The 22,826-nt window shown below is 57.2% G+C and carries 22 protein-coding genes; 7 read left to right on the top strand and 15 right to left on the bottom strand.

The annotated features are described in order from the left end of the window. Positions 1 to 376 precede the first annotated feature (376 nt). On the bottom strand, positions 377 to 4,273 hold the full coding sequence (gene purL / locus ACJAXR_RS07385; protein WP_415057615.1) for a phosphoribosylformylglycinamidine synthase: 3,897 nt from the start codon (positions 4,271 to 4,273) through the stop codon (positions 377 to 379). Positions 4,274 to 4,415: 142 nt separating this feature from the next. Here purL and mltF point away from each other — a divergent pair, with 142 nt between their 5' ends. After that, positions 4,416 to 5,861 (top strand): membrane-bound lytic murein transglycosylase MltF, encoded by a 1,446-nt coding sequence (mltF, locus tag ACJAXR_RS07380; RefSeq protein ID WP_415057614.1) that lies wholly within the window; start codon positions 4,416 to 4,418, stop codon positions 5,859 to 5,861. Positions 5,862 to 5,882: 21 nt separating this feature from the next. Here mltF and tadA read toward each other — a convergent pair whose 3' ends face one another. The 4 genes from tadA to ACJAXR_RS07360 all read right to left on the bottom strand — a co-directional run bounded on the left by tadA (position 5,883) and on the right by ACJAXR_RS07360 (position 10,086). Then, positions 5,883 to 6,335 (bottom strand): tRNA adenosine(34) deaminase TadA, encoded by a 453-nt coding sequence (gene tadA, locus ACJAXR_RS07375; protein ID WP_415057613.1) that lies wholly within the window; start codon positions 6,333 to 6,335, stop codon positions 5,883 to 5,885. A gap of 11 nt (positions 6,336 to 6,346) precedes the next feature. Further along, positions 6,347 to 8,254 carry a sulfate adenylyltransferase subunit CysN gene (cysN, locus tag ACJAXR_RS07370; RefSeq protein ID WP_415057612.1) on the bottom strand — a complete coding sequence of 636 codons (1,908 nt, stop codon included), beginning with the start codon at positions 8,252 to 8,254 and terminating at the stop codon, positions 6,347 to 6,349. 24 nt (positions 8,255 to 8,278) lie between these two features. Further along, positions 8,279 to 9,184: a sulfate adenylyltransferase subunit CysD gene (gene cysD / locus ACJAXR_RS07365; RefSeq protein ID WP_415057611.1), complete on the bottom strand. Its 906-nt coding sequence runs from the start codon at positions 9,182 to 9,184 to the stop codon at positions 8,279 to 8,281. A 143-nt stretch (positions 9,185 to 9,327) separates the two neighbouring features. Next, positions 9,328 to 10,086 carry a Nif3-like dinuclear metal center hexameric protein gene (locus ACJAXR_RS07360; protein WP_415057610.1) on the bottom strand — a complete coding sequence of 253 codons (759 nt, stop codon included), beginning with the start codon at positions 10,084 to 10,086 and terminating at the stop codon, positions 9,328 to 9,330. A 165-nt stretch (positions 10,087 to 10,251) separates the two neighbouring features. Between ACJAXR_RS07360 and ACJAXR_RS07355 the strand changes: the two genes are divergently transcribed. Continuing rightward, positions 10,252 to 11,400: a S1C family serine protease gene (locus tag ACJAXR_RS07355; RefSeq protein WP_415057609.1), complete on the top strand. Its 1,149-nt coding sequence runs from the start codon at positions 10,252 to 10,254 to the stop codon at positions 11,398 to 11,400. An 11-nt stretch (positions 11,401 to 11,411) separates the two neighbouring features. Here the strand turns inward: ACJAXR_RS07355 and hisC are convergent, their stop codons facing one another. The 10 genes from hisC to ACJAXR_RS07305 all read right to left on the bottom strand — a co-directional run bounded on the left by hisC (position 11,412) and on the right by ACJAXR_RS07305 (position 19,210). Then, positions 11,412 to 12,467, bottom strand: a complete 1,056-nt coding sequence (hisC, locus tag ACJAXR_RS07350; RefSeq protein ID WP_415057608.1) for a histidinol-phosphate transaminase — start codon at positions 12,465 to 12,467, stop codon at positions 11,412 to 11,414. Positions 12,468 to 12,531: 64 nt separating this feature from the next. Further along, entirely contained in the window at positions 12,532 to 13,842 is a 1,311-nt protein-coding gene (gene hisD, locus ACJAXR_RS07345; RefSeq protein WP_415057607.1) for a histidinol dehydrogenase, read from the bottom strand. A gap of 40 nt (positions 13,843 to 13,882) precedes the next feature. Then, entirely contained in the window at positions 13,883 to 14,524 is a 642-nt protein-coding gene (gene hisG, locus ACJAXR_RS07340; protein ID WP_415057606.1) for an ATP phosphoribosyltransferase, read from the bottom strand. 19 nt (positions 14,525 to 14,543) lie between these two features. Beyond that, positions 14,544 to 15,806: a UDP-N-acetylglucosamine 1-carboxyvinyltransferase gene (gene murA, locus ACJAXR_RS07335; RefSeq protein ID WP_415057605.1), complete on the bottom strand. Its 1,263-nt coding sequence runs from the start codon at positions 15,804 to 15,806 to the stop codon at positions 14,544 to 14,546. A gap of 68 nt (positions 15,807 to 15,874) precedes the next feature. Next, positions 15,875 to 16,114, bottom strand: coding sequence for a BolA family protein (locus ACJAXR_RS07330; protein WP_415057604.1), 240 nt, complete (start codon positions 16,112 to 16,114; stop codon positions 15,875 to 15,877). 54 nt (positions 16,115 to 16,168) lie between these two features. Then, entirely contained in the window at positions 16,169 to 16,474 is a 306-nt protein-coding gene (locus ACJAXR_RS07325; protein WP_415057603.1) for an STAS domain-containing protein, read from the bottom strand. Continuing rightward, positions 16,471 to 17,118 (bottom strand): MlaC/ttg2D family ABC transporter substrate-binding protein, encoded by a 648-nt coding sequence (locus ACJAXR_RS07320; protein ID WP_415057884.1) that lies wholly within the window; start codon positions 17,116 to 17,118, stop codon positions 16,471 to 16,473. Before ACJAXR_RS07320 ends, ACJAXR_RS07325 begins: the two co-directional genes overlap by 4 nt. Positions 17,119 to 17,129: 11 nt before the next feature. Continuing rightward, positions 17,130 to 17,594 carry an outer membrane lipid asymmetry maintenance protein MlaD gene (gene mlaD, locus ACJAXR_RS07315; RefSeq protein WP_415057602.1) on the bottom strand — a complete coding sequence of 155 codons (465 nt, stop codon included), beginning with the start codon at positions 17,592 to 17,594 and terminating at the stop codon, positions 17,130 to 17,132. A gap of 18 nt (positions 17,595 to 17,612) precedes the next feature. Continuing rightward, the gene (mlaE, locus tag ACJAXR_RS07310; protein WP_415057601.1) at positions 17,613 to 18,395 is read right to left on the bottom strand and encodes a lipid asymmetry maintenance ABC transporter permease subunit MlaE; all 783 of its coding nucleotides are present in this window, start codon (positions 18,393 to 18,395) and stop codon (positions 17,613 to 17,615) included. Beyond that, positions 18,392 to 19,210, bottom strand: a complete 819-nt coding sequence (locus ACJAXR_RS07305) for an ABC transporter ATP-binding protein (RefSeq protein ID WP_415057600.1) — start codon at positions 19,208 to 19,210, stop codon at positions 18,392 to 18,394. Before ACJAXR_RS07305 ends, mlaE begins: the two co-directional genes overlap by 4 nt. 244 nt (positions 19,211 to 19,454) lie before the next feature. Between ACJAXR_RS07305 and ACJAXR_RS07300 the strand changes: the two genes are divergently transcribed. Genes ACJAXR_RS07300 through lptB form a run of 5 tightly spaced genes read left to right on the top strand, consistent with a single transcriptional unit; the run spans position 19,455 to position 22,773 of the window. Then, positions 19,455 to 20,426: a KpsF/GutQ family sugar-phosphate isomerase gene (locus ACJAXR_RS07300; RefSeq protein WP_415057599.1), complete on the top strand. Its 972-nt coding sequence runs from the start codon at positions 19,455 to 19,457 to the stop codon at positions 20,424 to 20,426. Then, positions 20,423 to 20,956, top strand: a complete 534-nt coding sequence (locus tag ACJAXR_RS07295) for a KdsC family phosphatase (protein ID WP_415057598.1) — start codon at positions 20,423 to 20,425, stop codon at positions 20,954 to 20,956. The genes ACJAXR_RS07300 and ACJAXR_RS07295 overlap by 4 nt, the downstream gene beginning before the upstream one ends. Continuing rightward, positions 20,956 to 21,534, top strand: coding sequence for an LPS export ABC transporter periplasmic protein LptC (lptC, locus tag ACJAXR_RS07290; RefSeq protein ID WP_415057597.1), 579 nt, complete (start codon positions 20,956 to 20,958; stop codon positions 21,532 to 21,534). Before ACJAXR_RS07295 ends, lptC begins: the two co-directional genes overlap by 1 nt. Further along, positions 21,521 to 22,051, top strand: a complete 531-nt coding sequence (gene lptA / locus ACJAXR_RS07285; protein ID WP_415057596.1) for a lipopolysaccharide transport periplasmic protein LptA — start codon at positions 21,521 to 21,523, stop codon at positions 22,049 to 22,051. Before lptC ends, lptA begins: the two co-directional genes overlap by 14 nt. Beyond that, on the top strand, positions 22,048 to 22,773 hold the full coding sequence (gene lptB, locus ACJAXR_RS07280; RefSeq protein WP_415057595.1) for an LPS export ABC transporter ATP-binding protein: 726 nt from the start codon (positions 22,048 to 22,050) through the stop codon (positions 22,771 to 22,773). Before lptA ends, lptB begins: the two co-directional genes overlap by 4 nt. Positions 22,774 to 22,826: the final 53 nt, after the last annotated feature.

The following is a 22,826-nucleotide window of genomic DNA, read 5'->3' as shown; positions in this document are numbered from 1 at the left end:
GATGGGAATTTTACGGTCATAACAACCCACTCCAGATCATTACTGGATTAAATATGCTCCCAAACTAGGCGGAGGACTATCCTTTTTTATCCAGACGCCTGGGTCAGTGTGCAGAGCCCCCTTGGCTGAGCTTTTTTCAGGCACGCTAACGCCTTGCCCTATTCACGGACAAGTGGAAGAGTGCGTTAACGGTATGTTGCGAGAGGTGCAGGCTGTCCGTGCCTGAGGGCGGGATGTTTCTGGCATTCCTTTGCTTGTTTCGAGGGTAATCCACAGCAGCGTGGATTGTCCAAGGACATTTCCAGGCGGGGTGACGGAGCCACACAGCATAACCCCGGCAGTTGCCGGGGTTATGCTGTGCTCGATCGGCTGCGGCTTAGCCGACCCAGACCCGCGCGTTGCGGAACATGCGCATCCAGGCGCCGTCCTCGCCCCACTCACTGGGGTGCCAGGAGTTTTGCGAGGCGCGGAAGACCCGTTCCGGGTGCGGCATCATGATGGTGACCCGGCCGTCGCGGGTGGTGAGGCCGGTAATACCGCGAGCGGAACCGTTGGGGTTGGCCGGGTAACGCTCGGTCATGCGTCCGCGATTATCGATATACCGCATGGTGACGCTGTTACTCGCCTCACAGGCGTCCACGGCGGCGGTGTCAGCGAACTCGGCATGGCCTTCGCCGTGGGCAATCGCGATGGGCAATCGGGAGCCAACCATGCCGTTGAAGAAAATCGACGACGATGGTTGAATCTCCACCATGGCTACCCGTGCCTCGAACTGCTCCGAGCTGTTGCGCACGAAATGCGGCCAGTGCTCGCTGCCGGGGATAAGTTCGCGCAGGTTGGAAAGCATCTGGCAGCCGTTGCAGACGCCGAGGGCGAATGTATCGGGCCGCGCAAAAAAGGCGCTGAAGTCTTCGCGTGCCTGGGCATTGAAGAGAATCGACTTGGCCCAGCCTTCACCCGCACCTAACACGTCGCCATAGGAGAAGCCGCCACAGGCCACCAGACCACGGAACTCTTCCAGATGTACCCTGCCACTGAGAATATCGCTCATGTGGACGTCGACGGCAGTGAAACCAGCGCGGGTGAATGCGGCGGCCATTTCGACCTGACCGTTGACGCCCTGCTCACGCAGTATGGCAATACGCGGGCGGACGCTGCCGCCAATATGGGGGGCGGCAACATCCTCGTTGATGTCGAAGCTGAGCAATGCCTGCAGGCCGGGGTTGGCGTCATCGGCCAAGAGCTCGAATTCCTGGTCCGCACAATCGGGGTTGTCGCGCAGGCGCTGGATGTGCCAGCTGGTTTCGCTCCAGGCACGCTGCCAGCTTGCCCGTGAACCGGTGAGCACATCGTCGTCGGCAAAGTTGAAGCTGAAGTTCTGGGCGATTTGCGGCTGACCGATTACGGCGCTGCAATCACCGAGGCCAGCGGCCGAGAGCTGGCTGAGCACGGCTTCAGTATCACTCTGGCGTACCTGGATCACAGCGCCCAGCTCTTCGTTGAACAGCACAGCGGGCAGCTCGCTGGCGGCGTCGGCCAATACATCGAGTTGAATCTGCAGGCCGCAATGCCCGGCAAAGGCCATCTCGGCCAGCGTGGTCAGCAAGCCGCCGTCGGAGCGGTCGTGATACGCCAGCAGCAGTTCATCCTGATTGAGGCCCTGAATAACAGCAAAGAAGGCTTTGAGGTCTTCGGCGTCATCCAGATCCGGCGCTGCCTGACCGATGCTGTTATATACCTGCGCCAGCGCGGAACCGCCAAGACGATTCTGGCCACGACCCAGATCAATCAGGATCAGGTCGGTATCACCCTGGTCAAGATGCAGTTGCGGAGTCAGGGTGGCGCGCACGTCCTGCACGGGGGCAAAACCGGTGATCACCAGAGACAGGGGCGACGTCACGCTGCGTTCTTCGCCTGAGTTCTCCCAGCGGGTTTTCATCGACATCGAGTCTTTGCCCACCGGGATAGTAATACCCAGTGCCGGGCACAGCTCCATACCGATTGCATGGACTGTATCATATAGACGGGCATCTTCACCCGGGTGGCCGGCAGCCGCCATCCAGTTCGCCGAGAGGCGAATATCCGACAGGCGATCAATACGCGCGACCATCAAATTGGTGATGGCTTCAGCCACGGCCATGCGTCCTGAAGCAGGAGCGTCCAACAATGCCAACGGGGTACGCTCGCCCATGGCCATGGCTTCACCGGTGTGCACATCAAAACTGGTGGCGGTTACGGCGCAGTCGGCGACCGGTACCTGCCAGGGGCCGACCATCTGATCGCGGGCGACCAGACCGGTGATGCTACGATCACCAATGGTAATCAGAAAGCTCTTGCTGGCCACCGACGGTAGACGCAGGACACGGTTAACGGCCTCTTCAAGCGGTAGAACGCTGGCATCGAACGAGTCGCTAGGGGCGTCCTCACGCTCGACGCTGCGGTGCATGCGTGGCGGTTTGCCCAGCAGTACCGAGAGGGGCATATCGACTGGTTGATTATCGAAATGGCTGTCGCTCAGGGTGAGCAGTTGTTCTTCAGTTGCTTCACCCACTACCGCGAAGGGGCAACGTTCACGCTCGCAGATGATCTGGAAGCGATCGTAATCGCTGTTATCCACGGCCATCACGTAGCGTTCCTGGGATTCGTTCGACCAGATCGCCAGCGGGCTCATGCCGGGTTCGTCGTTGGGTATGTTGCGCAGCTCAAAACGAGCACCGCGACCACCGTCATTCACCAGTTCGGGGAAGGCGTTGGACAGGCCACCGGCACCCACGTCGTGAATAAAGCGGATCGGGTTCTTGTCGCCAAGCTGCCAGCAGCGGTCAATTACTTCCTGGCAGCGACGTTCCATTTCTGGGTTCTCGCGCTGTACCGAGGCAAAATCAAGATCCTCGGCGCTGCTGCCGGTGTCCATGGACGAAGCAGCACTGCCACCCAGGCCAATCAGCATCGCTGGGCCGCCGAGTACGATCAGCTTGGCGCCAACCGGTATCTCGGCTTTCTCGACGTGACCGGCGCGAATATTGCCCAGGCCGCCGGCGATCATGATCGGCTTGTGGTAACCGCGGATTTCAGGGCCGCGGGGCGAACTGACAGTCTGCTCGTACGTACGGAAGTAGCCCGTCAGGTTGGGGCGGCCAAACTCGTTATTAAACGCAGCCGCGCCCAGCGGACCTTCAATCATGATTTGCAGCGGGGTGACAATGCGGTCGGGCTTGCCGTTATCTTCTTCCCAGGGCTGAACATAGCCGGGGATGCGCAGGTTGGAGACGGTGAATCCGGCAAGACCGGCTTTGGGCTTGCCGCCGCGACCGGTGGCGCCTTCGTCACGAATTTCGCCGCCCGATCCTGTTGCTGCGCCGGGGAAAGGGGCAATGGCCGTGGGATGATTATGCGTTTCAACCTTCATGAGGATGTGCACAGGCTCTTCATGAGCCCGGTACTCGCCAGTGCCGGCAACCGGAAAGAAACGTCCGGCAACGAAGCCTTCGATCACCGAGGCGTTATCCTTGTAGGCAGATAACACGCCTTCGCTGTTCAACTGGTAGGTGTTCTTGATCATGCCGAACAGGCTCTTGTCCTGCGCCTGGCCGTCGATGTCCCAGGTGGCATTGAAGATTTTGTGGCGACAATGCTCGGAGTTGGCCTGGGCGAACATCATCAGCTCGACGTCACTCGGATTACGTCCGAGCTCTTTGAAACTGGTGACCAGATAATCGATTTCGTCGTCGGCCAGTGCCAGGCCTAGGGTGAGGTTAGCTTTTACCAACGCGTCGCGGCCGCCCGCGAGGATGTCCACCCGTTCAAATGGCAGGGGCTCGGCGTGGCGAAACAGATCTGCCGCGGCGTCGATATCAGCCAAAACGCGTTCGGTCATCCGGTCGTGCAACAGAGCTGACACCTGCTGGTGATCAGTATCGCTGAGTTCACCACTGACGTGATAGGCAATGCCGCGCTCCAGCCGAACCACAGCCTGCAGGCCGCAGTTATGGGCGATGTCGGTCGCCTTGCTGGACCACGGGGAAATAGTGCCAAACCGCGGCACAACCAGAAACTGACTGCCCTGAGGCTCTTCTACCGGAACCGAGGGGCCATACCGGAGCAGGCGCTCGATCACTTCCAGCTGTGCTTCATCAAGCGCTTCTTGCAGCTCGGCGAAGTGCATGAACTCGGCGTAGACGGCGCTCACGCCGGGAACCCGCTCCTGCAGTCGGGCGAGGAGTTTGTCACGGCGAAATGGAGAAAGGGCTGGGGCGCCACGCAGTGTATGCATGCTGGTTACGGCCTCGGAGAAAGGAAAAAAGGAAGGAGCACAGGATACCCCAAGCTGGCCGTCGGGGCCATGCCAGGCGAGTGACACATGGTCGAACAGCAAGCAGCTATTTACGCTCCATACTTTTGCCTATACTAGTGCCATGCCAGCAAAAATAATTCGATTCGCACTGCTGCCGCTATCGGCCAGCGTCCTTGTTGCGGCGCTGTTGTCGGGTTGCGAGCAGCCCACCTCCCGCCTGGAGCAAATGCGCGACCAGGGCACGGTTCGCATGGTCACCCGCAACACCCCCACTACATTCTATCAGGACCGCCACGGTAACACCGGACTTGAGTTCGAGCTGAGCAAGCGCTTTGCCGACAGCCTGAATCTGGAACTGGATGTGCAGACGATCGATACACTAGACGATTTTTATCAACAGATGGCATCAGCGACCGGACCAGACCTGGGCGCAGCGGGTATCACTGTCAATCCCCAGCGCGCTGACCAGGTACGTTTCTCAACACCCTACATGGATGTGATCTCTCAAGTGGTCTATCGCCGTGGCGATCCGCAACCACGCACTATAGAAGATCTGTACGGCAAGCGCATCATGGTACTCAAGGACAGTACGCTGGCAGACCAGCTACGTGAATTGCAGATCGATCATCCACAGTTAGTGTTCGAAGAGTCGGATAGAGTCGAAGTAGTCGATCTCCTGCGGCTAGTCAACGACGACGAAATAGACCACGCGGTAGTGTATTCCAACGAGCTGGTAGTCAATCAGGCTTTTTATCCTGCAGTACGGGTTGGTTTTGATCTTTCGGAACCGCAGCCCATGGTCTGGGCCCTGCCTCCAGGTGAAGACGACAGCCTGCAGCAGGCAGTCGATGTGTTTTTTGCCAGCATCCGCGCCGACGGTACACTGGATCAGTTGGTCGAACGTTTCTACGGCCATGCCGACGTACTGGATTATGTAGGCGCCCGCGGCTTCGCCCGGCACATGCAACAGCGCCTACCACAATACGAATCGCTGTTTCGCCAGGCCGGCGACCAATACGGGCTCGACTGGCGCCTGCTGGCCGCAATGGGCTATCAGGAATCTCTCTGGGACGCGGATGCGGTTTCATTTACCGGGGTGCGCGGGATCATGATGCTGACTTTGCCCACAGCGAAGTTCGTGCGCGTGACCAATCGGGTTGATCCCAAGCAAAGTATCTTTGGTGGGGCCCGTTACCTGATCTGGGTGCGCGATCAGCTGTCTACCGATATACCCGAGCCGGATCGCACCTGGTTCGCGATGGCCGCCTACAACATAGGCATTGGGCACTTGGATGATGCGCGCAATCTTACCCGCAGCAACGGCCGCGACCCGAATCGCTGGATTGACGTCAAAGATCACCTGCCGCTATTGTCGAAAAAGGAATGGTATAGCAAGACTCGCTACGGCTACGCCCGCGGCGCCGAGCCGGTGCACTACGTGCAGAACATACGTCGCTATCACGAAATTCTTCAGTGGGTAACTCAACCACAGACCGAAATGGCTCAAGCGGAAGCCGAGCAATACCATGCCCCAGGTATTCTCGACCGCCTACCATCTGACTTTTAAGTGCCTATGCCCCTGATCTGTTCAGCGTCGGGCACGAAAGAAAGACGACAGAAGTTCAGCGCACTCATCCCCCAGCACACCTTCCTCCACCTCGATGCGGTGATTCATCCAGGCCTGTTCGAATACCTGACTACGACTCACAACCGCACCAGCCTTGGGCTCACTGGCACCAAATACCAGACGTGAGACGCGACTGTGAATCAGCAACCCCGCGCACATGGTGCAGGGTTCGAGCGTGACGTAGAGGGTTGTGCCCGGCAGCCGATAATTGCTCTGCGCAAGGGATGCTTGGCGCAGGGCAACCATCTCGGCGTGGGCACTGGGATCGTGACTGCTGATCGGCTGATTGAAGCCGCGGCCGATTACCTTCCCCTGGTGCACCAGCACAGCACCAACCGGCACCTCGCCGAGGTCGGCAGCCAACTGCGCCTCGGCCAGTGCCAGGCGCATGAAGTCGATATCAGCAGATTTCATCAGGCAAATACTCAGATGAGCTTGCGCGTTCTGAGCAGCGCTATCACTTCGGCGACGCAGTTCTCCAGATTCTGCATGCTGGTATCGAGTACCAGGTCGGCATCGATCGGCGCCTCATACGGATACGACACACCGGGGACTGTGCCCTCGGTATTCGCAGCATAGAGGCCGGACGGGTCGCGTTCCTGACAGACATCCATGGGTGTATTCAGATACACCATCAAGCAGCGTTCACCCAGAATATAGCGTGCGTGAGCGCGACTTTCTGCGGTGGGTGCTACAAACGCGCCCAGGGCGATTAGGCCAGCCTCATTCATCTGCCGGGCAATACGTGCCCCCTTGTGTAGGTTTTCGGCGCGACCGGCTGCATCCTGCGGCAGGCCCTTGCTCAGATCCTGACGCAACTCTGTACCGTCCAGGACGTAACACGCCCGGCCGCTATCAAACAGCTTTCGCTCCACCGCATAAGCCAATGTGCTCTTGCCTGCACCGGACAAACCTGTGAACAGCAGCGTCACCGGTTCCTGACCAAAGCGCTGGGCCCGCTCAGAAGCCGTCACGTGGGCGAATCCGCCATGCCGGCTGCCGGTTGTGTTCTGGCCGAGTAGTCCCTTGGCGACGATCATGCCCGCGCCGACGGTGCCATTGGTCATGCGATCAACGACGATAAACGAACCCGTGGTGCGATTGGCCCGGTAATCGTCATAGGCAATTGGGCGCTCAAGGGACAGCTCGACGCGGCCAATCTCGTTCAAGCCCAGTTGCGGCGCTTCCTGCTTTTCCAGGGTATTGACGTCGATACGGTGCACGATGCGAGTGAAGGAACCGGGGCTGTTGCTGGTGGCACGTTTGATGTCGTATTTACGACCCGGCTGCATGGGTTGTTCGTCCATCCAGACCAGGCTGGCCTCGAATAGATCACCGATCAGCGGACGATTATCGATGTGCACAAGAACGTCGCCGCGGGAAATATCGATCTCGTCTTCAAGGGTCAAGGTAACGGCTTGACCCTGACCAGCACTTTCCAGTTCACCATCAAAAGTGACAATCGATTTGACCCGACTACTCTTGCCCGAGGGCAGCACAACGAGTTCATCACCCTTGTGCACCACACCGGACGCCAATGTGCCGGCAAAGCCTCGAAAGTTCAGGTTTGGCCGGGTGACCAGCTGAACCGGGAAGCGCAAATCTGTGAGGTTGCGATCAGCCGCCACTTCGACAGTATCAAGGATTTCCATCAAGGTCTGACCGGTATACCAAGGGCTACGTTCGCTACGGTTGACAACGTTGTCGCCCTTGAGCGCGGACATCGGGACAAAATGCACGCTGTTACCGTCGAGCATTTCCAGCCCGCTGGCAAACTCACGGTAGTCATCGCAGATCTGATTGAATACACCCTGATCGAAATCCTTCAGGTCCATCTTGTTCACGGCCACAACGATATGCTTGATACCCAATAGCGAGGCAATAAAGCTGTGACGCTTGGTCTGGGTTTGCACGCCGTAGCGGGCATCAATAAGGATAATCGCCAGATCACAGGTCGACGCGCCCGTTGCCATGTTGCGGGTGTACTGCTCGTGGCCGGGGGTGTCAGCAATGATGAACTTGCGCTTGGCGGTAGAAAAATAGCGGTAGGCTACGTCAATGGTAATACCTTGCTCGCGCTCGGCCTGCAGACCATCAACCAGCAATGCCAGATCGACTTCTTCGCCGGTGGTACCGGATTTCTTGGAGTCGCGGGTAATCGCTTCCATGTGATCTTCATAGATCATCTTGGAATCGTGCAGCAGGCGCCCGATCAGGGTGCTTTTGCCGTCATCGACGTTACCGCAGGTAAGAAAGCGCAGCAATTCCTTGCGTTCGTGCTGGCCCAAGTACGCCAGGATATCCTGGCTAATCAAATCGGACTGGTGAGTCATGTAATTCTCCGGACTGAGCTGCGCTTAGAAATAACCCTGACGTTTCTTTTCTTCCATGGAACCGGCTTGATCGTGGTCGATCACGCGGCCCTGGCGCTCGGATGTGCGGGTCAGGAGCATTTCCTGGATAATCTCCGGCAATGAAGCGGCGGTCGATTCCACTGCGCCGGTGAGGGGGTAGCAACCCAGGGTACGAAAGCGGACCATTTTCATTTGTGGCACTTCACCCTCTTCCAGTGGCATGCGATCGTCATCGACCATGATCAAAGAGCCATTACGCTCAACGACCGGGCGTTCAGCGGCCAGGTACAGAGGTACGATCGGGATGCTTTCCAGATAGATATATTGCCAGATATCCAGCTCGGTCCAGTTCGACAGGGGGAAGACGCGGATGCTCTCGCCCTTATTCACCTTGCCGTTGTAAATGTTCCACAACTCGGGTCGTTGGTTCTTGGGATCCCAACGGTGATGCTTGTCACGGAAGGAATAGACCCGCTCCTTCGCCCGTGATTTTTCTTCGTCACGGCGGGCACCGCCGAATGCGGCGTCGAAACCATATTTATCAAGCGCCTGCTTGAGGCTCTGGGTTTTCATGATATCGGTATGCACTGCGCTACCATGGGTAAAGGGACCCACACCCTGAGCTACACCCTCGGCGTTTTTGTGCACCAGCAGATCCAGGTCCATTTCCTCGACTATGCGCTTGCGAAAGCTGTACATCTCGCGGAACTTCCAGCCGGTATCCACGTGCAAGACGGGGAATGGTAATCGGCCCGGATAGAATGCCTTGCGCGCCAAATGGAGCATGACGGCCGAGTCCTTGCCAATCGAGTAGAGCATTACCGGGTTCTGGAACTCGGCGGCCACTTCCCGAATAATGTGGATGCTTTCTGCTTCCAGTTGCTTGAGATGGGTCAGTTTTTCCAGCATGACGTACTCGCGATATCGAGGGGACGCCAGGCATCCCGAGTTCATTTCAACGCATTGTAACAAAGCCCAAGCAATCTAATAAGATGCTTTTTAATACCTTTAAAGCATATAGATATAGCTCGCGAATACTCGCAGGTGATTGCTCAGACAGGGTTATCAATGTCGATGAATTGGTGCTCAATGCCAAATTGGGCCGCCAGATGCTCGCCCAGGGCTTTTACTCCGTAGCGCTCGGTCGCATGATGTCCCGCAGCGAAGAAGTGAATGCCGTTTTCCCGGGCAGCGTGTACGGTTGGCTCTGATACTTCACCGGTTATATAGGCGTCGACTCCCAATGCAATGGCGCGCTCGATGTAATCTTGGGCTGCACCGGTGCACCACGCAATGCGCTTGATCGGCCGGTCATTGCCAGCGATATGCAGTGGCTCACGCTGAAGGGCAACCGCCAGCTGCCCGGCCAGCGTAGTGCCGCCGATAGCTTCGGGCAGTTCGCCATATAACCCGACAGAGCGAGGATTGTCTGGCTCCAGACCACCGAGTACGGTCCAGCCAAACAATTTTGCCAACTGAATATTATTGCCCAGCTCGGCGTGAACATCGAGCGGGAGGTGATAGGCGAGTAGATTCATATCGTTGCCCAGCAGAGTTTTCAGGCGGCGCTGTTTAATGCCGGTGATCACTGCCGGCTCGCCCTTCCAGAAATACCCATGATGAACCAGCAGCATCTGCGCGCCGGCCTTAACCGCCGCATCGACCAATGCCTGGCTAGCGGTCACGCCAGTAACCAGCCGCTGCACCTGCGAGGCACCCTCTACCTGCAGACCGTTGGGGCAATAATCCTGGAATGCGTGGCTTTCCAGCAACGTATTGCAGTAGGCGACCAGTCTCGTACGTTCCACCATTGGACATCCTCTTTTCATAAAGCGAGATCCTATTGTCTGCTCTGAAGAGAGCTTTTGCCAGTTCCCCGCCGGTCGGGCGGAACACCTGTATTCTCAGTACGATCCCCTTATACTGTCGCCTATTGAATGCCAATACATGTGGGTAGGCTAGGGACTGACTGATCGATGAATGGGTTGATGCGCGACTGGGGTTGGCCAGTCATCTGTGGTGTGCTGGTGGCACTGGTGCTGGTGAAGTCCTATCCGGAAATACTTGGAGCCCCGGCGAATACGCTTGTGCTGCCTGTTCTGGACGTGGCGCCGATCGAAGATGAGGACAGCAATCAACGCTCCTCATATCGGCTGGCGGTACAGCGTGCTGCACCCGCTGTCGCCAGCGTCTACACCAGTAAACGCCCGGCCAACCCCCTCGATACTACAACAATCCCCAACCCCTCTACCGGTGACTACGCCGACACCATACCCTCACCAACACAGCGCAATTCCAGCTTGGGTTCGGCAGTCATACTCAGCCCGGACGGTTACCTGCTCACCAACAACCATGTGATTGCCGGCGCGCAAGAGATTCTGGTGGCCTTGCGCGATGGACGTCAGACACTGGCCACACTGGTTGGCACCGACCCTGAAACCGATCTGGCCGTACTCAAGATCGAGCTGAATGACCTGCCCTCGATATCCATCAGCGGTGCCCGCGAGCAAGCTGTAGGTGATGTGGTGCTGGCGATCGGCAATCCCTTCGGACTAGGGCAAACCGTGACTATGGGTATCGTCAGCGCGACCGGCCGCAATCAGCTAGGCCTCAATACCTACGAGGACTTTATTCAGACCGATGCCGCTATCAACCAGGGCAACTCCGGCGGTGCATTGATCGACACTTCGGGGAACCTGGTAGGCATCAACACCGCTATCTTTTCCCAGTCGGGGGGATCACAGGGGATTGGCTTTGCCATTCCGGTCAAGCTTGCCACCGAGGTGATGCAGGACATCATTGAGCATGGCCGTGTGGTGCGCGGTTGGCTAGGCGTGGAGGTTCAGCCATTCACCGCTGAACTGGCCAAGACGGTTGGAGTAGATACGGATACCGGCCTGGTTATTTCTGGGCTATACCGCGACGGGCCAGCATCGCAAGCCGGTTTGCTGCCCGGTGATGTGATACTGCGAATTGATGGTACGCCCGCCGCCACGGGCCGCCAATCGATGAACCAGGTAGCCAGAGTGCACCCGGGAGAAACCGTTACCATGGACATAATGCGCGATGGTAAACCCATGAGTTTCGAGGCGGCAGTGGGCGTTCGCCCTAATTTCCACCCCTGATCAGTGACAGCTCAGATCAATGCGTGCAGGGCGTCAATGAGCTTTTGATTCTGCTCTTCGGTACCCACGGTAATACGCAGGAACTGATCGATTCGCGGTTTGGCAAAATGCCGGACAATCACACGCTGCTCTCTCAGGCCTTTAGCTAAGACAGCAGCATCATGCTCCGGATGCCGCACGAATACGAAGTTAGCCGCTGACGGTAGCACCTCAAATCCCATATTCTGCAATCGGGCGGCAAGACTTTCACGGCTCTGAATGACCTTCTGCCGGGTCGCTTCAAAATACTCTCGATCATCGAAAGCCGCTTCAGCACCGGCCAAGGCTAGCCGATCCAGCGGATAGGAGTTAAAACTGTTCTTGATCCGCTCCAGAGCCTCGATAAGATCGGCATGCCCTACGGCCAGCCCCACGCGCAACCCCGCCAATGAGCGCGATTTTGACAGGCTTTGGGTCACCAGCAGATTGGGGTAACGGTCGACCAGACTGATCGCGGTCTCGCCGCCAAAGTCGATATAGGCCTCGTCAACTACCACGACAGAATCCATATTGACCTGCAGCAAGCGCTCGATGGCATCCAATCCCATTGCGATACCTGTCGGTGCATTGGGATTGGGAAAAATAATCCCGCCGTTGGGCAGATTGAAATCGGCCACATCGATGTGAAAATCATCCCTTAGCGGCACTGTGTGCGACTCGATCCCGTATAAGCCGCAGTAAACCGGATAGAAGCTGTAGCTGATATCCGGAAAGAGTAACGGGCGACCATGCTGAAACAGCCCATGAAAGACGTGTGCAAGGACCTCATCCGAACCGTTTCCAACAAATACCTGATCGCTCTGAACCCCGTAATAAGAGGCAATCGATGATTTCAAAGCCTCGGCGTCGGGCGCCGGATACAAACGCAGACTGTCATCGGGTACCGCGCGGATGGCTGCGATGGCCTTGGGCGATGGTCCGTAAGGGTTCTCATTGGTGTTCAGCTTGACCAGATTGTCCAGCTTGGGCTGCTCACCGGGCACATAAGGCACCAGGCTGGCGACAAAAGGACTCCAGAATCGACTCACGATAGTTCCTCAAAGGCAGAGCGGCAGCCGCTCAAAATGGCGTCAGGGTCTGCTCAAACATTGATCAGGACTTGATTCGGTACTCGGCGCTGCGTGCATGTGCCGTCAAGCTCTCACCGCGGGCCAATATGGAGGCCGTCTTGCCCAGCTCGGAAGCGCCTTCGGGTGAGCAGAAGATCACCGAGGAACGCTTCTGGAAGTCATAGACACCCAGGGGCGAGGAAAATCGCGCGGTACCGGAAGTCGGCAGAACGTGATTGGGGCCTGCACAGTAATCACCCAGCGCTTCAGGTGTATAACGCCCCATGAAAATCGCGCCAGCGTGCCGGATCAGCGGCATGAGCGCTTCCGGGTCGGCTACCGAAAGCTCAAGGTGCTCCGGCGCAATGCGGTTGGACACCTCACAGGCATGCTCCAGACTATCAACCTTGATCAATGCGCCCCGATTTTCCAGTGAGGTACGCACCATCTCAGCGCGCTCCAGACTATCGAGCAGCCGGTTGAGGCTCGCCTCGACCGCATCGAGAAAATCCGCATCCGGTGAAAGCAGGATCGACTGGGCATCCTCGTCGTGCTCGGCCTGGGAAAAGAGGTCCATCGCGATCCAATCAGGATCGGTCTGGCCATCGCAGACCACCAGAATTTCAGACGGCCCGGCAATCATATCGATACCCACCTGACCAAACACCGACCGTTTCGCCGTAGCCACATAGATATTGCCCGGCCCGACAATCTTGTCTACCCGCGGCACGGTTTCAGTGCCATAGGCCAGCGCTGCTACTGCCTGCGCGCCACCCAGAGTGAAGACCCGATCCACTCCGGCCAAACAGGCCGCAGCCAGCACCAGTTCATTTATTTCACCACGCGGGGTGGGTACCACCATGATCACTTCACGCACACCGGCGACCTTGGCAGGAATAGCGTTCATCAATACCGAAGAAGGATAAGACGCCTTGCCACCCGGCACATACAGTCCGGCGCGATCTAACGGGGTAATTTGCTGGCCGAGAATCGTACCGTCCGGCTCGGTATAGCGCCAGGAAGGCTGTACTTGATGCTCGTGGTACACCTTGACCCGTTCGGCGGCGAGCTCCAGCGCTGCTCGCTGTTCAGGCGTGATACGCTCCAGCGCCAGTTCGAGGCGGGCACGATCAATGGTCAGGTCAGCCATACTGGCAACGTCCAGTCCGTCAAACCGGGCGGTATACTCGATCAATGCAGCGTCGCCACGCTCGCGTACGGCGGCAATGATTTCTTCCACACGATGATTAACGCTTTTGTTCGACACGCCTTCCCAGGCAAGCAACACGTCGAGATGCTGGCTGAAGTCAGATTGACTGGCATCCAGACGGGCAATTTTCAACGGCGTATTCATCACATTTACCTTTCAGAGGAAGTGGATACAGAAACGGTAGTCAGCCGGTACGTTGCTCGACCGCAGCGGCCAGCAGTTCTATCAATGCCTTGATCCGTGCGTGCTTCATTTTCATTGCAGCTTTATTCACCACCAGCCGAGAACTGATGGTGGCGATCAGCTCCTGCGCTTCGAGGCCATTGGCGCGCAAGGTATTGCCGGTATCGACCACATCAATGATCTTGTCAGCCAGCCCGACCAGTGGAGCCAGCTCCATCGAACCATACAGCTTGATAACCTCAACCTGGCGGCCTTGCTCGGCATAATACCGGCGCGCCACGTTGACGAACTTGGTCGCCACCCGCAAGCGACCCCGTGGTTCTGGTGTGTTGACCGGGCCAGCGGTCATCAACCGGCAATTGGCAATTTTAAGATCCAGGGGCTCGTATAGCCCCTGGCTACCGTATTCCATCAGCACGTCCTTGCCGGCCACGCCCATATCCGCAGCGCCCAGCTCAACGTAGGTCGGCACATCGGTCGCGCGGATAATCAGCAGGCGCACATTGGGATCGGTCGTTTCGAAAATCAGCTTGCGACTTTTCTCCAGATCCTCGAGCGGCTCGATGCCTGCCAGTTTAAGCAGCGGCAAGGTGTCGTCGAGAATACGGCCCTTGGACAGGGCGATAGTCAGACTCTGGGTCATGCGGGGTCCCTTGTGTGGCTCAGGAGACCCGGCGGATGATACCGCCGAGCATCTGCAGTTTTTCCTCGATGCATTCATAGCCGCGATCGATATGGTAGATACGGTCAACCAGTGTTTCGCCTTCGGCGACCAGTCCAGCGATAACCAAACTGGCCGACGCACGCAGATCCGTGGCCATGACCGGCGCACCCTTGAGCTTCTCGACCCCGGTCACGATCGCGGTATTGCCTTCGATAGTGATGCGCGCACCCATGCGATTCATTTCCTGAACGTGCATGAAACGATTCTCAAAGACTGTCTCGATAACCGTCGAGGTGCCTTCGGCAATAGCGTTCATTGCTACGAACTGGGCCTGCATGTCGGTCGGAAATGCCGGATAGGGCGCGGTGCGCAGGTTGATCGCACGTGGACGATTACCCTTCATATCCAGCGATATCCAGTTCTTGCCGGTATCGATCTGGGCACCTGCTTCCACCAGCTTGAGCAGCACTGCTTCCAGGATAGTCGGATCAGTATCCTTGACCTTGATGCGCCCGCGGGTCGCTGCGGCAGCAACCAGATAGGTACCCGTCTCGATGCGGTCAGGCATGACCGAGTAGCGCGCACCGTGCAAACTCTTGACACCGTCAATGGTGATCGTGTCAGTACCATGCCCGGTAATATTTGCGCCCATGGCAATCAGGCACTCGGCCAGGTCAACCACTTCAGGTTCGCGCGCAGCATTCTCAAGAACAGTACGCCCGTTGGCCAGAGTCGCTGCCATGAGAATGTTCTCGGTACCGGTAACCGACACGGTATCGAAGAAAAAGTGGGCGCCACGCAGACCACCATCTGGGGCGCGGGCCTTTATATAGCCATCTTCAACAGTGATCTCGGCGCCCATGGCCTCGAGTCCACGGATGTGCAGATCGACCGGTCGCGAACCAATGGCGCAGCCGCCAGGCAAGGCCACTTCGGCATAACCGAAGTGCGCTACCATCGGTCCGAGGACCAGGATCGAGGCGCGCATGGTCTTGACCAGCTCATACGGGGCTATAAGGGTAGTGATGCGGGTCGGATCGACCGCCACATTCATGCGCTCGTCCAGCACAGGCTCTACGCCCATGCGGCCAAACAGCTCGATCATGGTGGTAATGTCGTGCAAGTGCGGAAGATTGCACACCGTCACTGGGCCGTCAGCCAGCAGCGTAGCCGCCAGAATCGGCAATGCCGAATTCTTCGCTCCGGAAATGCGGATTTCTCCATCCAGACGGTTGCCGCCGGTGATGATCAGTTTGTCCATGTGCAATACGTTCTCTTGTCAGGCGAAAGGCGAAAGATGAGTAGGGTCCTGCGAAACACGCGGCGCAATCAGGGGCGCTGACTCCAGGCGTCACGGGTAAAGAACTTCATACTCACCGCATGGATGCTGCCGTCGGCGATCTGCTCACCAAGCAGTGCATAGATTTCCTGTTGGCGCTTGACCGGGCTCAGCGCTGCAAGTGTGTCGCTGATGACAACAAGCTGGAAATTGCAGCCCTCGCCTTCCACTACGACTTCTGTATTCGGAAGTTGCGTTTCAATCAGTTGCTTAACCTGTTCGGACTGCATGTGTATCCCATCCATAAAAAAGGAGGACAACCCGCCTGCGGAGAGTTGTCCGGGTCAAACTGTCAGCGTGCCCAGCCAGTCTTCCAGCTCGCAGACACGGGCAATGCTTTGCAAGCCAACCGGCAGGTTCTGCAACCGCAGATTACCATCACCCTCGCCCAAGGCACGTGCCGCGACCAGAATCAGGGACAACCCAACACTGTTGGTATGACTGACCCCGGCAAAATCGAGAGTCACATCCCCGGACTGCGCTTTGACAGCCTGTTCCAGCTCGGCGCGCAAGGCAACCGCGCTGGTGAAATCGAGCTCACCCTCAAGCCGGATCAAGCCGTCCTTGTCGCTGGCAATACTGGCGCTCAATTGCTGGCCTTTTGGTCGACAGTTTTGGCTGATTCGGCAACCACGTTGCCCCAGTTATTGATAACTGCGTCCATATCCCCGCGCTGCGTCTGCATCGCTTGGGCGAACTGATCACGGAAAAGCAGACCCATGTTGATACCTTCAACAATGACGTTGCGAACTTTCCACTGCCCATCAATGCGGACCATGGTGTAGGTCACCGGATAAATCATCCCTTTGGAAGTACGGATTTCCATATCAACGCTGGTGCGATCATCGCCGTAGCTGTTACGACCTGTCGCAGGTAATACCTTGATCAACCCGCTATCGAACTCCAGCAAGGCATTGCCGTAAAACTGGACCATGCTGCGTTTGAACGTATCAATAAAGCGCTCCATCTGCTCGTCGGATGCGCGTCCACTGTAGCGTACGGTCATCACGCTGCGCGCAATACCCCGATAGTCCACTATCGGATCCATGACTCCGCTCAGACCTTTCAGAAAGGCTTCGCTATCGCCTTTGTAGGTATCGCGGTTGGCGTCCAGAACTTCCATTACCCGCTTCGACGTATCTTCAACTACTTGTTGGGGTGTTGGCGCTGCGTGGACCGCGAGCGGAACAGCGAGGAACAGGGCCAGCAATGCTTTATAGAGGACTCGCATAATCATTCTCCGTATTAATCTTCTTTGCTGACGGTGCTAAGTAGAAAGCGCCCAATCAATTCTTCCAGAACCAGTGCCGACTGGGTATCAACGATCCGATCGCCGTCCGCCAGCATGGTATCTTCACCACCAACACTGATACCGACGTATTTCTCTCCAAGCAGTCCCGCGGTGAGAATCGAGGCAGCGCTATCGGAGGGCAGTGTATTGACGCTTCCATCAATCGCCATTTCAACCCGCGCAGTGTAACGGCTCTTGTCAAATTCGATAGCCGTCACCTGACCAATAGTGACACCAGCCATGGTGACCTTGGCACGGGGTGTCAGACCCGCAATATTGTCAAAATGGGCGTAGACCTTATAGCTGTCGGCGGTCGGGCTGACGCTGAGGCCGCTGACCCGGAGCGCCAGAACCATCAAGGCCGCGATGCCGAGCAGGATGAACAGGCCAACAGTCAATTCGAGAGTACGAGTACGCATGTTCGGTTTCCTTGCTGATCAAAACATCAAAGCTGTGAGGATAAAGTCCAGACCAAGCACGGCCAGGGACGCATAGACAACGGTACGGGTAGTGGCCCGGCTGATTCCTTCCGATGTGGGCTCGCAATCGTACCCCTGGAAAACCGCAATCCAGGTCACCACAAAAGCAAATGCCACCGCTTTGATAAGACCGTTGATGATATCACTGCTGAACTCGACCGAGTTTTGCATGTTGGCCCAGTAAGAGCCCGAATACACACCAAGCCAGTCCACAGCCACCATCGCGCCGCCCCAGATACCGACAACACAAAAAATCATTGCCAGTAGCGGCATAGAAACAAAGCCGGCCCACAATCGGGGGGCGATCACATACTTCAAAGGATCAACACCGATCATTTCCAGCCCCGACAGCTGCTCGGTCGCTTTCATCAAACCAATTTCGGCGGTTAGTGCCGAACCCGCGCGACCCGCGAACAACAGCGCCGTAACCACAGGGCCCAGCTCACGCAGCAGGGTAAGTGCAACCATCTGCCCTACCGCCTGCTCCGAGCCGTAAGTGCTGAGAATGTTGTAACCCTGCAGAGCCAGCACCATGCCGATGAACAGCCCAGAGACAATAATGATTGCCAACGACAGGACACCCACGGCATACAGCTGTTTGACGAACAGGGCCCAACCACTGCCAAAGTTTGAGCGACCGGCCACTGCATGGAACAGAAAAACACCGGAGCGACCCAATGCTGCCAACACGTCCAGCCCTGACGCACCCATCAGGGCAAGTCGATCAGTGAGCGTTTTCATCGGTTCTCACTCCGCTGCAACAGATCATCGGTGAACTCATCCGCCGGGTAGTGGAAAGGCACCGGACCATCAGGTTCGCCGCGCATAAATTGACGAATACGCGGATTGTCTGACTGCATCAGCTCATCCGGCGCGCCGTGACCCAACACCCCGCCATCGGCAATAACATATAAATAGTCAGAAATACTCGCCGTTTCGGCGAGGTCATGGGATACCACTATGCTGGTCAGACCCAGCGCATCGTTAAGAAGTCGGATCAGTCGCACCAGCACGCCCATGGATATTGGATCCTGACCGACAAAGGGCTCGTCGTACAGCAACAGTTGTGGGTCCAGGGCGATAGCGCGTGCCAGCGCCACACGCCGTTTCATGCCACCTGAGAGCTCGTCGGGCATCAGTCCGTGGGCGCCCCGTAAACCAACGGCTTGCAGTTTCAGTTTGACGATATCACTGATCATGTCTTCGCTGAGCTGGGTATGTACTCGCAGCGGAAAGGCCACATTTTCGAACACGCTCAGATCCGTAAAGAGTGCTCCGCTCTGGAACAACATGCCCATATTCTGCCTGGCACTAAACAGTGCCTCACGCTTGAGGGTAGGTATATCCTCGCCATTGACCAGCACTTGCCCGCGCTCGGGGCGCAGCTGGGCACCAATCAAACGCAGCAGGGTAGTCTTGCCGCAGCCAGATGGCCCCATAATGCCGGTCACCTTGCCACGCGGAATACGGATATCCACACCATCAAAAATGATGCGCCCGCCACGCTTGAAGGTGACCTGCTTGAGGTCGACAATAAACTCTGAGTCGTCAGTCATAAAAGATTCGAGCTTCCTGGTCACCGGCACAAGGCGGGTAAAATGAACGGGTTAATATACCAGCTTGCCGTTACCAGCCCAAGTAACAGCCGAACAAATAGGCTGCAGTGCAATATCCACCTACACATTGCAGCCTTCGCACTGACCTGTCGGCCACTACCCAGCGCCACGGACTCCGGAACGAGTGAGTTAACCGCGACAAAACGCTATACTCTAAGGTCTGTTAACGACATGAAGTGTGCATATGCCCGATTTTGATTTCATAGCCTCTGCCCGTCGCACCATAGAGATAGAGCGCGACTCGGTCCACAACCTGTTGGAACGGCTCGACAGCCATTTTGTGACCGCCTGCAACGCGCTGCTCACCTGCAGCGGGCGCGTCGTGGTGACAGGTATGGGCAAGTCCGGACACATTGGTAAAAAAATTGCTGCAACCTTAGCCAGTACAGGCTCTCCGGCTTTTTTTGTGCACCCGGGCGAAGCCAGCCATGGCGACATGGGTATGATCACGCGTCAGGACGTCGTCGTCGCCCTGTCCAACTCCGGCAACACCGCCGAAGTAGTTACCCTGTTGCCCCTGCTCAAGCGATTGGGCGTGCCGTTGATCAGTATCACCGGCAACCCCGAATCGGTCATGGCCAAAGCTGCACTGGCCAATTTGCACACTGGCGTCGCACTGGAAGCCTGCCCACTGAACCTGGCCCCGACATCCAGTACTACCACGGCACTGGTTATGGGCGACGCGCTGGCCATAGCGCTACTTGAAGCCCGCGGCTTCAGCGCCGAAGATTTCGCCTTCTCTCACCCCGGCGGCACATTGGGCCGACGGCTATTATTGCTGGTAGATGACATCATGCATGCGGGCGAGACCATGCCGCTGGTAGCACCGGATACGCCGCTGCGCGGTGCGTTACTGGAAATGACCCGCAAGGGCCTGGGCCTTACCGGTATCACCGATCATCAAGGCCGACTCGCCGGTATTTTCACTGACGGCGATCTACGCCGCACACTGGACCAGAATCTCGATATTCATACCTCAAGCATTTCCCTGGTCATGACGCCCCACTGCAAGACCGTCAAACAGGGCGCGCTTGCCGCCGAAGCCTTGAAGATCATGGAAGATGCCAAGATCAACGGGCTCTTCGTGGTGAATGCCAGCGGACAACCGGTTGGCGCACTGAACATGCATGATCTGCTAAGAGCAGGAGTGGTATGAGCATAGCGAACACGCATCTGACCGAGCGCGCCGCATCTATCCGTTTGGCAATATTCGACGTTGATGGCGTTCTAACCGATGGTCGGCTGTTTTTCATGCCCGACGGCACCGAATTTAAATCCTTCAACACCCTTGACGGTCATGGCATCAAGATGCTGATGGCGTCCGGGGTGGAGGTGGCTATCATCAGCGGCCGCAAGTCGCCCCTGGTGGAGAAACGCGCAGCCAATCTGGGGATTCGCCACCTGATGCAGGGTCGCGAAGACAAACTTAATGCCCTGGGCGAGTTGCGCGAGATTCTGCCATTTGAACTCGATCAGATCGCGTTCCTGGGTGACGACTTGCCGGACCTGCCAGTCATGCGTCGCGTTGGCTTGGGCATGGCGGTAGCCAGTGCGGACAGTTTTGTTCGCGAACAGGCGCACGGTGTCACCACCGCCAATGGAGGAGCGGGTGCAGCACGGGAGTTCTGCGAGCTGATCATGCGCGCCCAGGGCACACTTCACGGCGCACGCGAGGCTTACCTGTGATGTTCTCGATGCCACGCTATCTGCGGACCGCGAGCTTGATCGGACTGGTCGTCGTGCTTGCCCTGGCAGTGGGTTATTTCAACATTCGACCCTCAACGTTCGACCAGACTCCTTTGGTGCTCGACCCGCTACAGCCTGACTTTTTCATGGAAAATACACAGATTCTGATGTTCAACGAGCAGGGCACTCTGGCTTACCAGCTGCGCAGCGATCGTGCGACCCACCAGCGCGCCGACGACAGCACTCTGCTAGAACAGCCGAACCTGTTGTACTATCGTCCCGGTGAAGCGCACCCCTGGCTACTTCAGGCACAACAGGGTGTAGTCACTTCCGGCGGGAAACAGGTGGACATGATGAATGATGTCCTTCTGCAGCGGCAGGATCCGGCCGCACCCACTGCCCGCCTGACCACCCAAGCGCTGACTCTTTACCCTGAACGCGATTATGCCGAGACCGCACAAAGCGTTAGAATTCAAACGGCCGGAAGCAATACTACCGCAACCGGCATGCAGGTTTTTTTGAATGATGGCCGCCTGGAGCTGCTGTCCAACGTACGAGGTCAGCATGAGCTGCATTAAATCCCTGTCTATTGTCGCACTGTTGCTGTTTCCGGCCCTGCCGGTGATGGCATTGCCCCAGGACAGCAATCAGCCGATCCGCATCCAGGCTAACAGCGCCACACTCGATGAGCGTCGTAATACAGCCGTATATAAGGGCAACGTCATCATTACCCAGGGCAGCATGCGATTGACGGGTAACCGCGTCACCCTCAACACTGATAGTAGCGGTGCGGTCACCAAGATCGTCAGCCAGGGCAGCCCTGCAACCTACGCGCAAACTCCAGGGGCCAGCGACGGCGAGGTGAACGCTCAGGCGCAGACCATCGAATACTTCGCCGACAGTGAACGCATTGTACTAATCGACCAGGCACGACTGGAACAGCGCGGCAACACGTTCGAGGGCCAGTACGTCAGCTACGATATCAATCAGCAGGTGGTTGATGCCGGCCGGCCTGATTCAAATACAACCGGCGAGCCGGGTCGCATCGAAATTGTCATTCAACCTCGCCAGCGCAACGAAGCCACGACCCCATGACCACTCTCGAAGCGCGCCATCTGGCCAAGTCTTATAAATCGAAAAAAGTGGTTGAGGACGTCTCGCTATCGATCCGTAGCGGCGAAGTTGTCGGGTTACTCGGGCCGAACGGTGCCGGTAAGACTACCTGTTTCTATATGATCGTCGGTCTGGTCAAGGCCGATCACGGGCACATACTGATCGACGGCCTGGATGTAACCCAGCTACCGATGCATGGCCGCGCCCGGCAGGGGATCGGCTATCTGCCCCAGGAGGCTTCGATCTTCCGCAAGCTCAGCGTCGCAGACAATATTATGGCCATCCTGCAGACCCGCACCGATCTTGACCGGCAGGGCCGCCTCGACAAGCTCGCTTCGTTGATGGAAGAATTTCATATCCATCACTTGCGCGACAGCAAGGGCATGAGCTTGTCAGGTGGCGAGCGCCGACGCGCCGAGATTGCCAGGGCACTAGCGACCGAACCCAAATTCATACTGCTCGACGAACCCTTTGCCGGTGTTGACCCGATTTCAGTCAATGACATCAAGCAGATCATTCAGCATTTGAAAGACAAGGGTATCGGTGTATTGATCACCGACCATAATGTACGCGAGACGCTGGATATCTGTGACAAGGCCTACATAGTCAATAACGGCCACATTATTGCTGAAGGCGACGCCCAGGCGGTTCTGGACAATCAACTGGTCAAGGACGTTTATCTAGGCCATGCGTTCCGGCTATAAAAACCCTGTCAACTCAGGCATGCTAAGAACCCGGGCGGCTGCATCCACCCGCC

It is taken from the genome of Halopseudomonas sp. (genome assembly GCF_047631575.1).
GTDB lineage: Bacteria > Pseudomonadota > Gammaproteobacteria > Pseudomonadales > Pseudomonadaceae > Halopseudomonas.
Note: the sequence above shows the minus strand (reverse complement) of the source record. Positions and strands in the feature narration are given on the sequence as shown.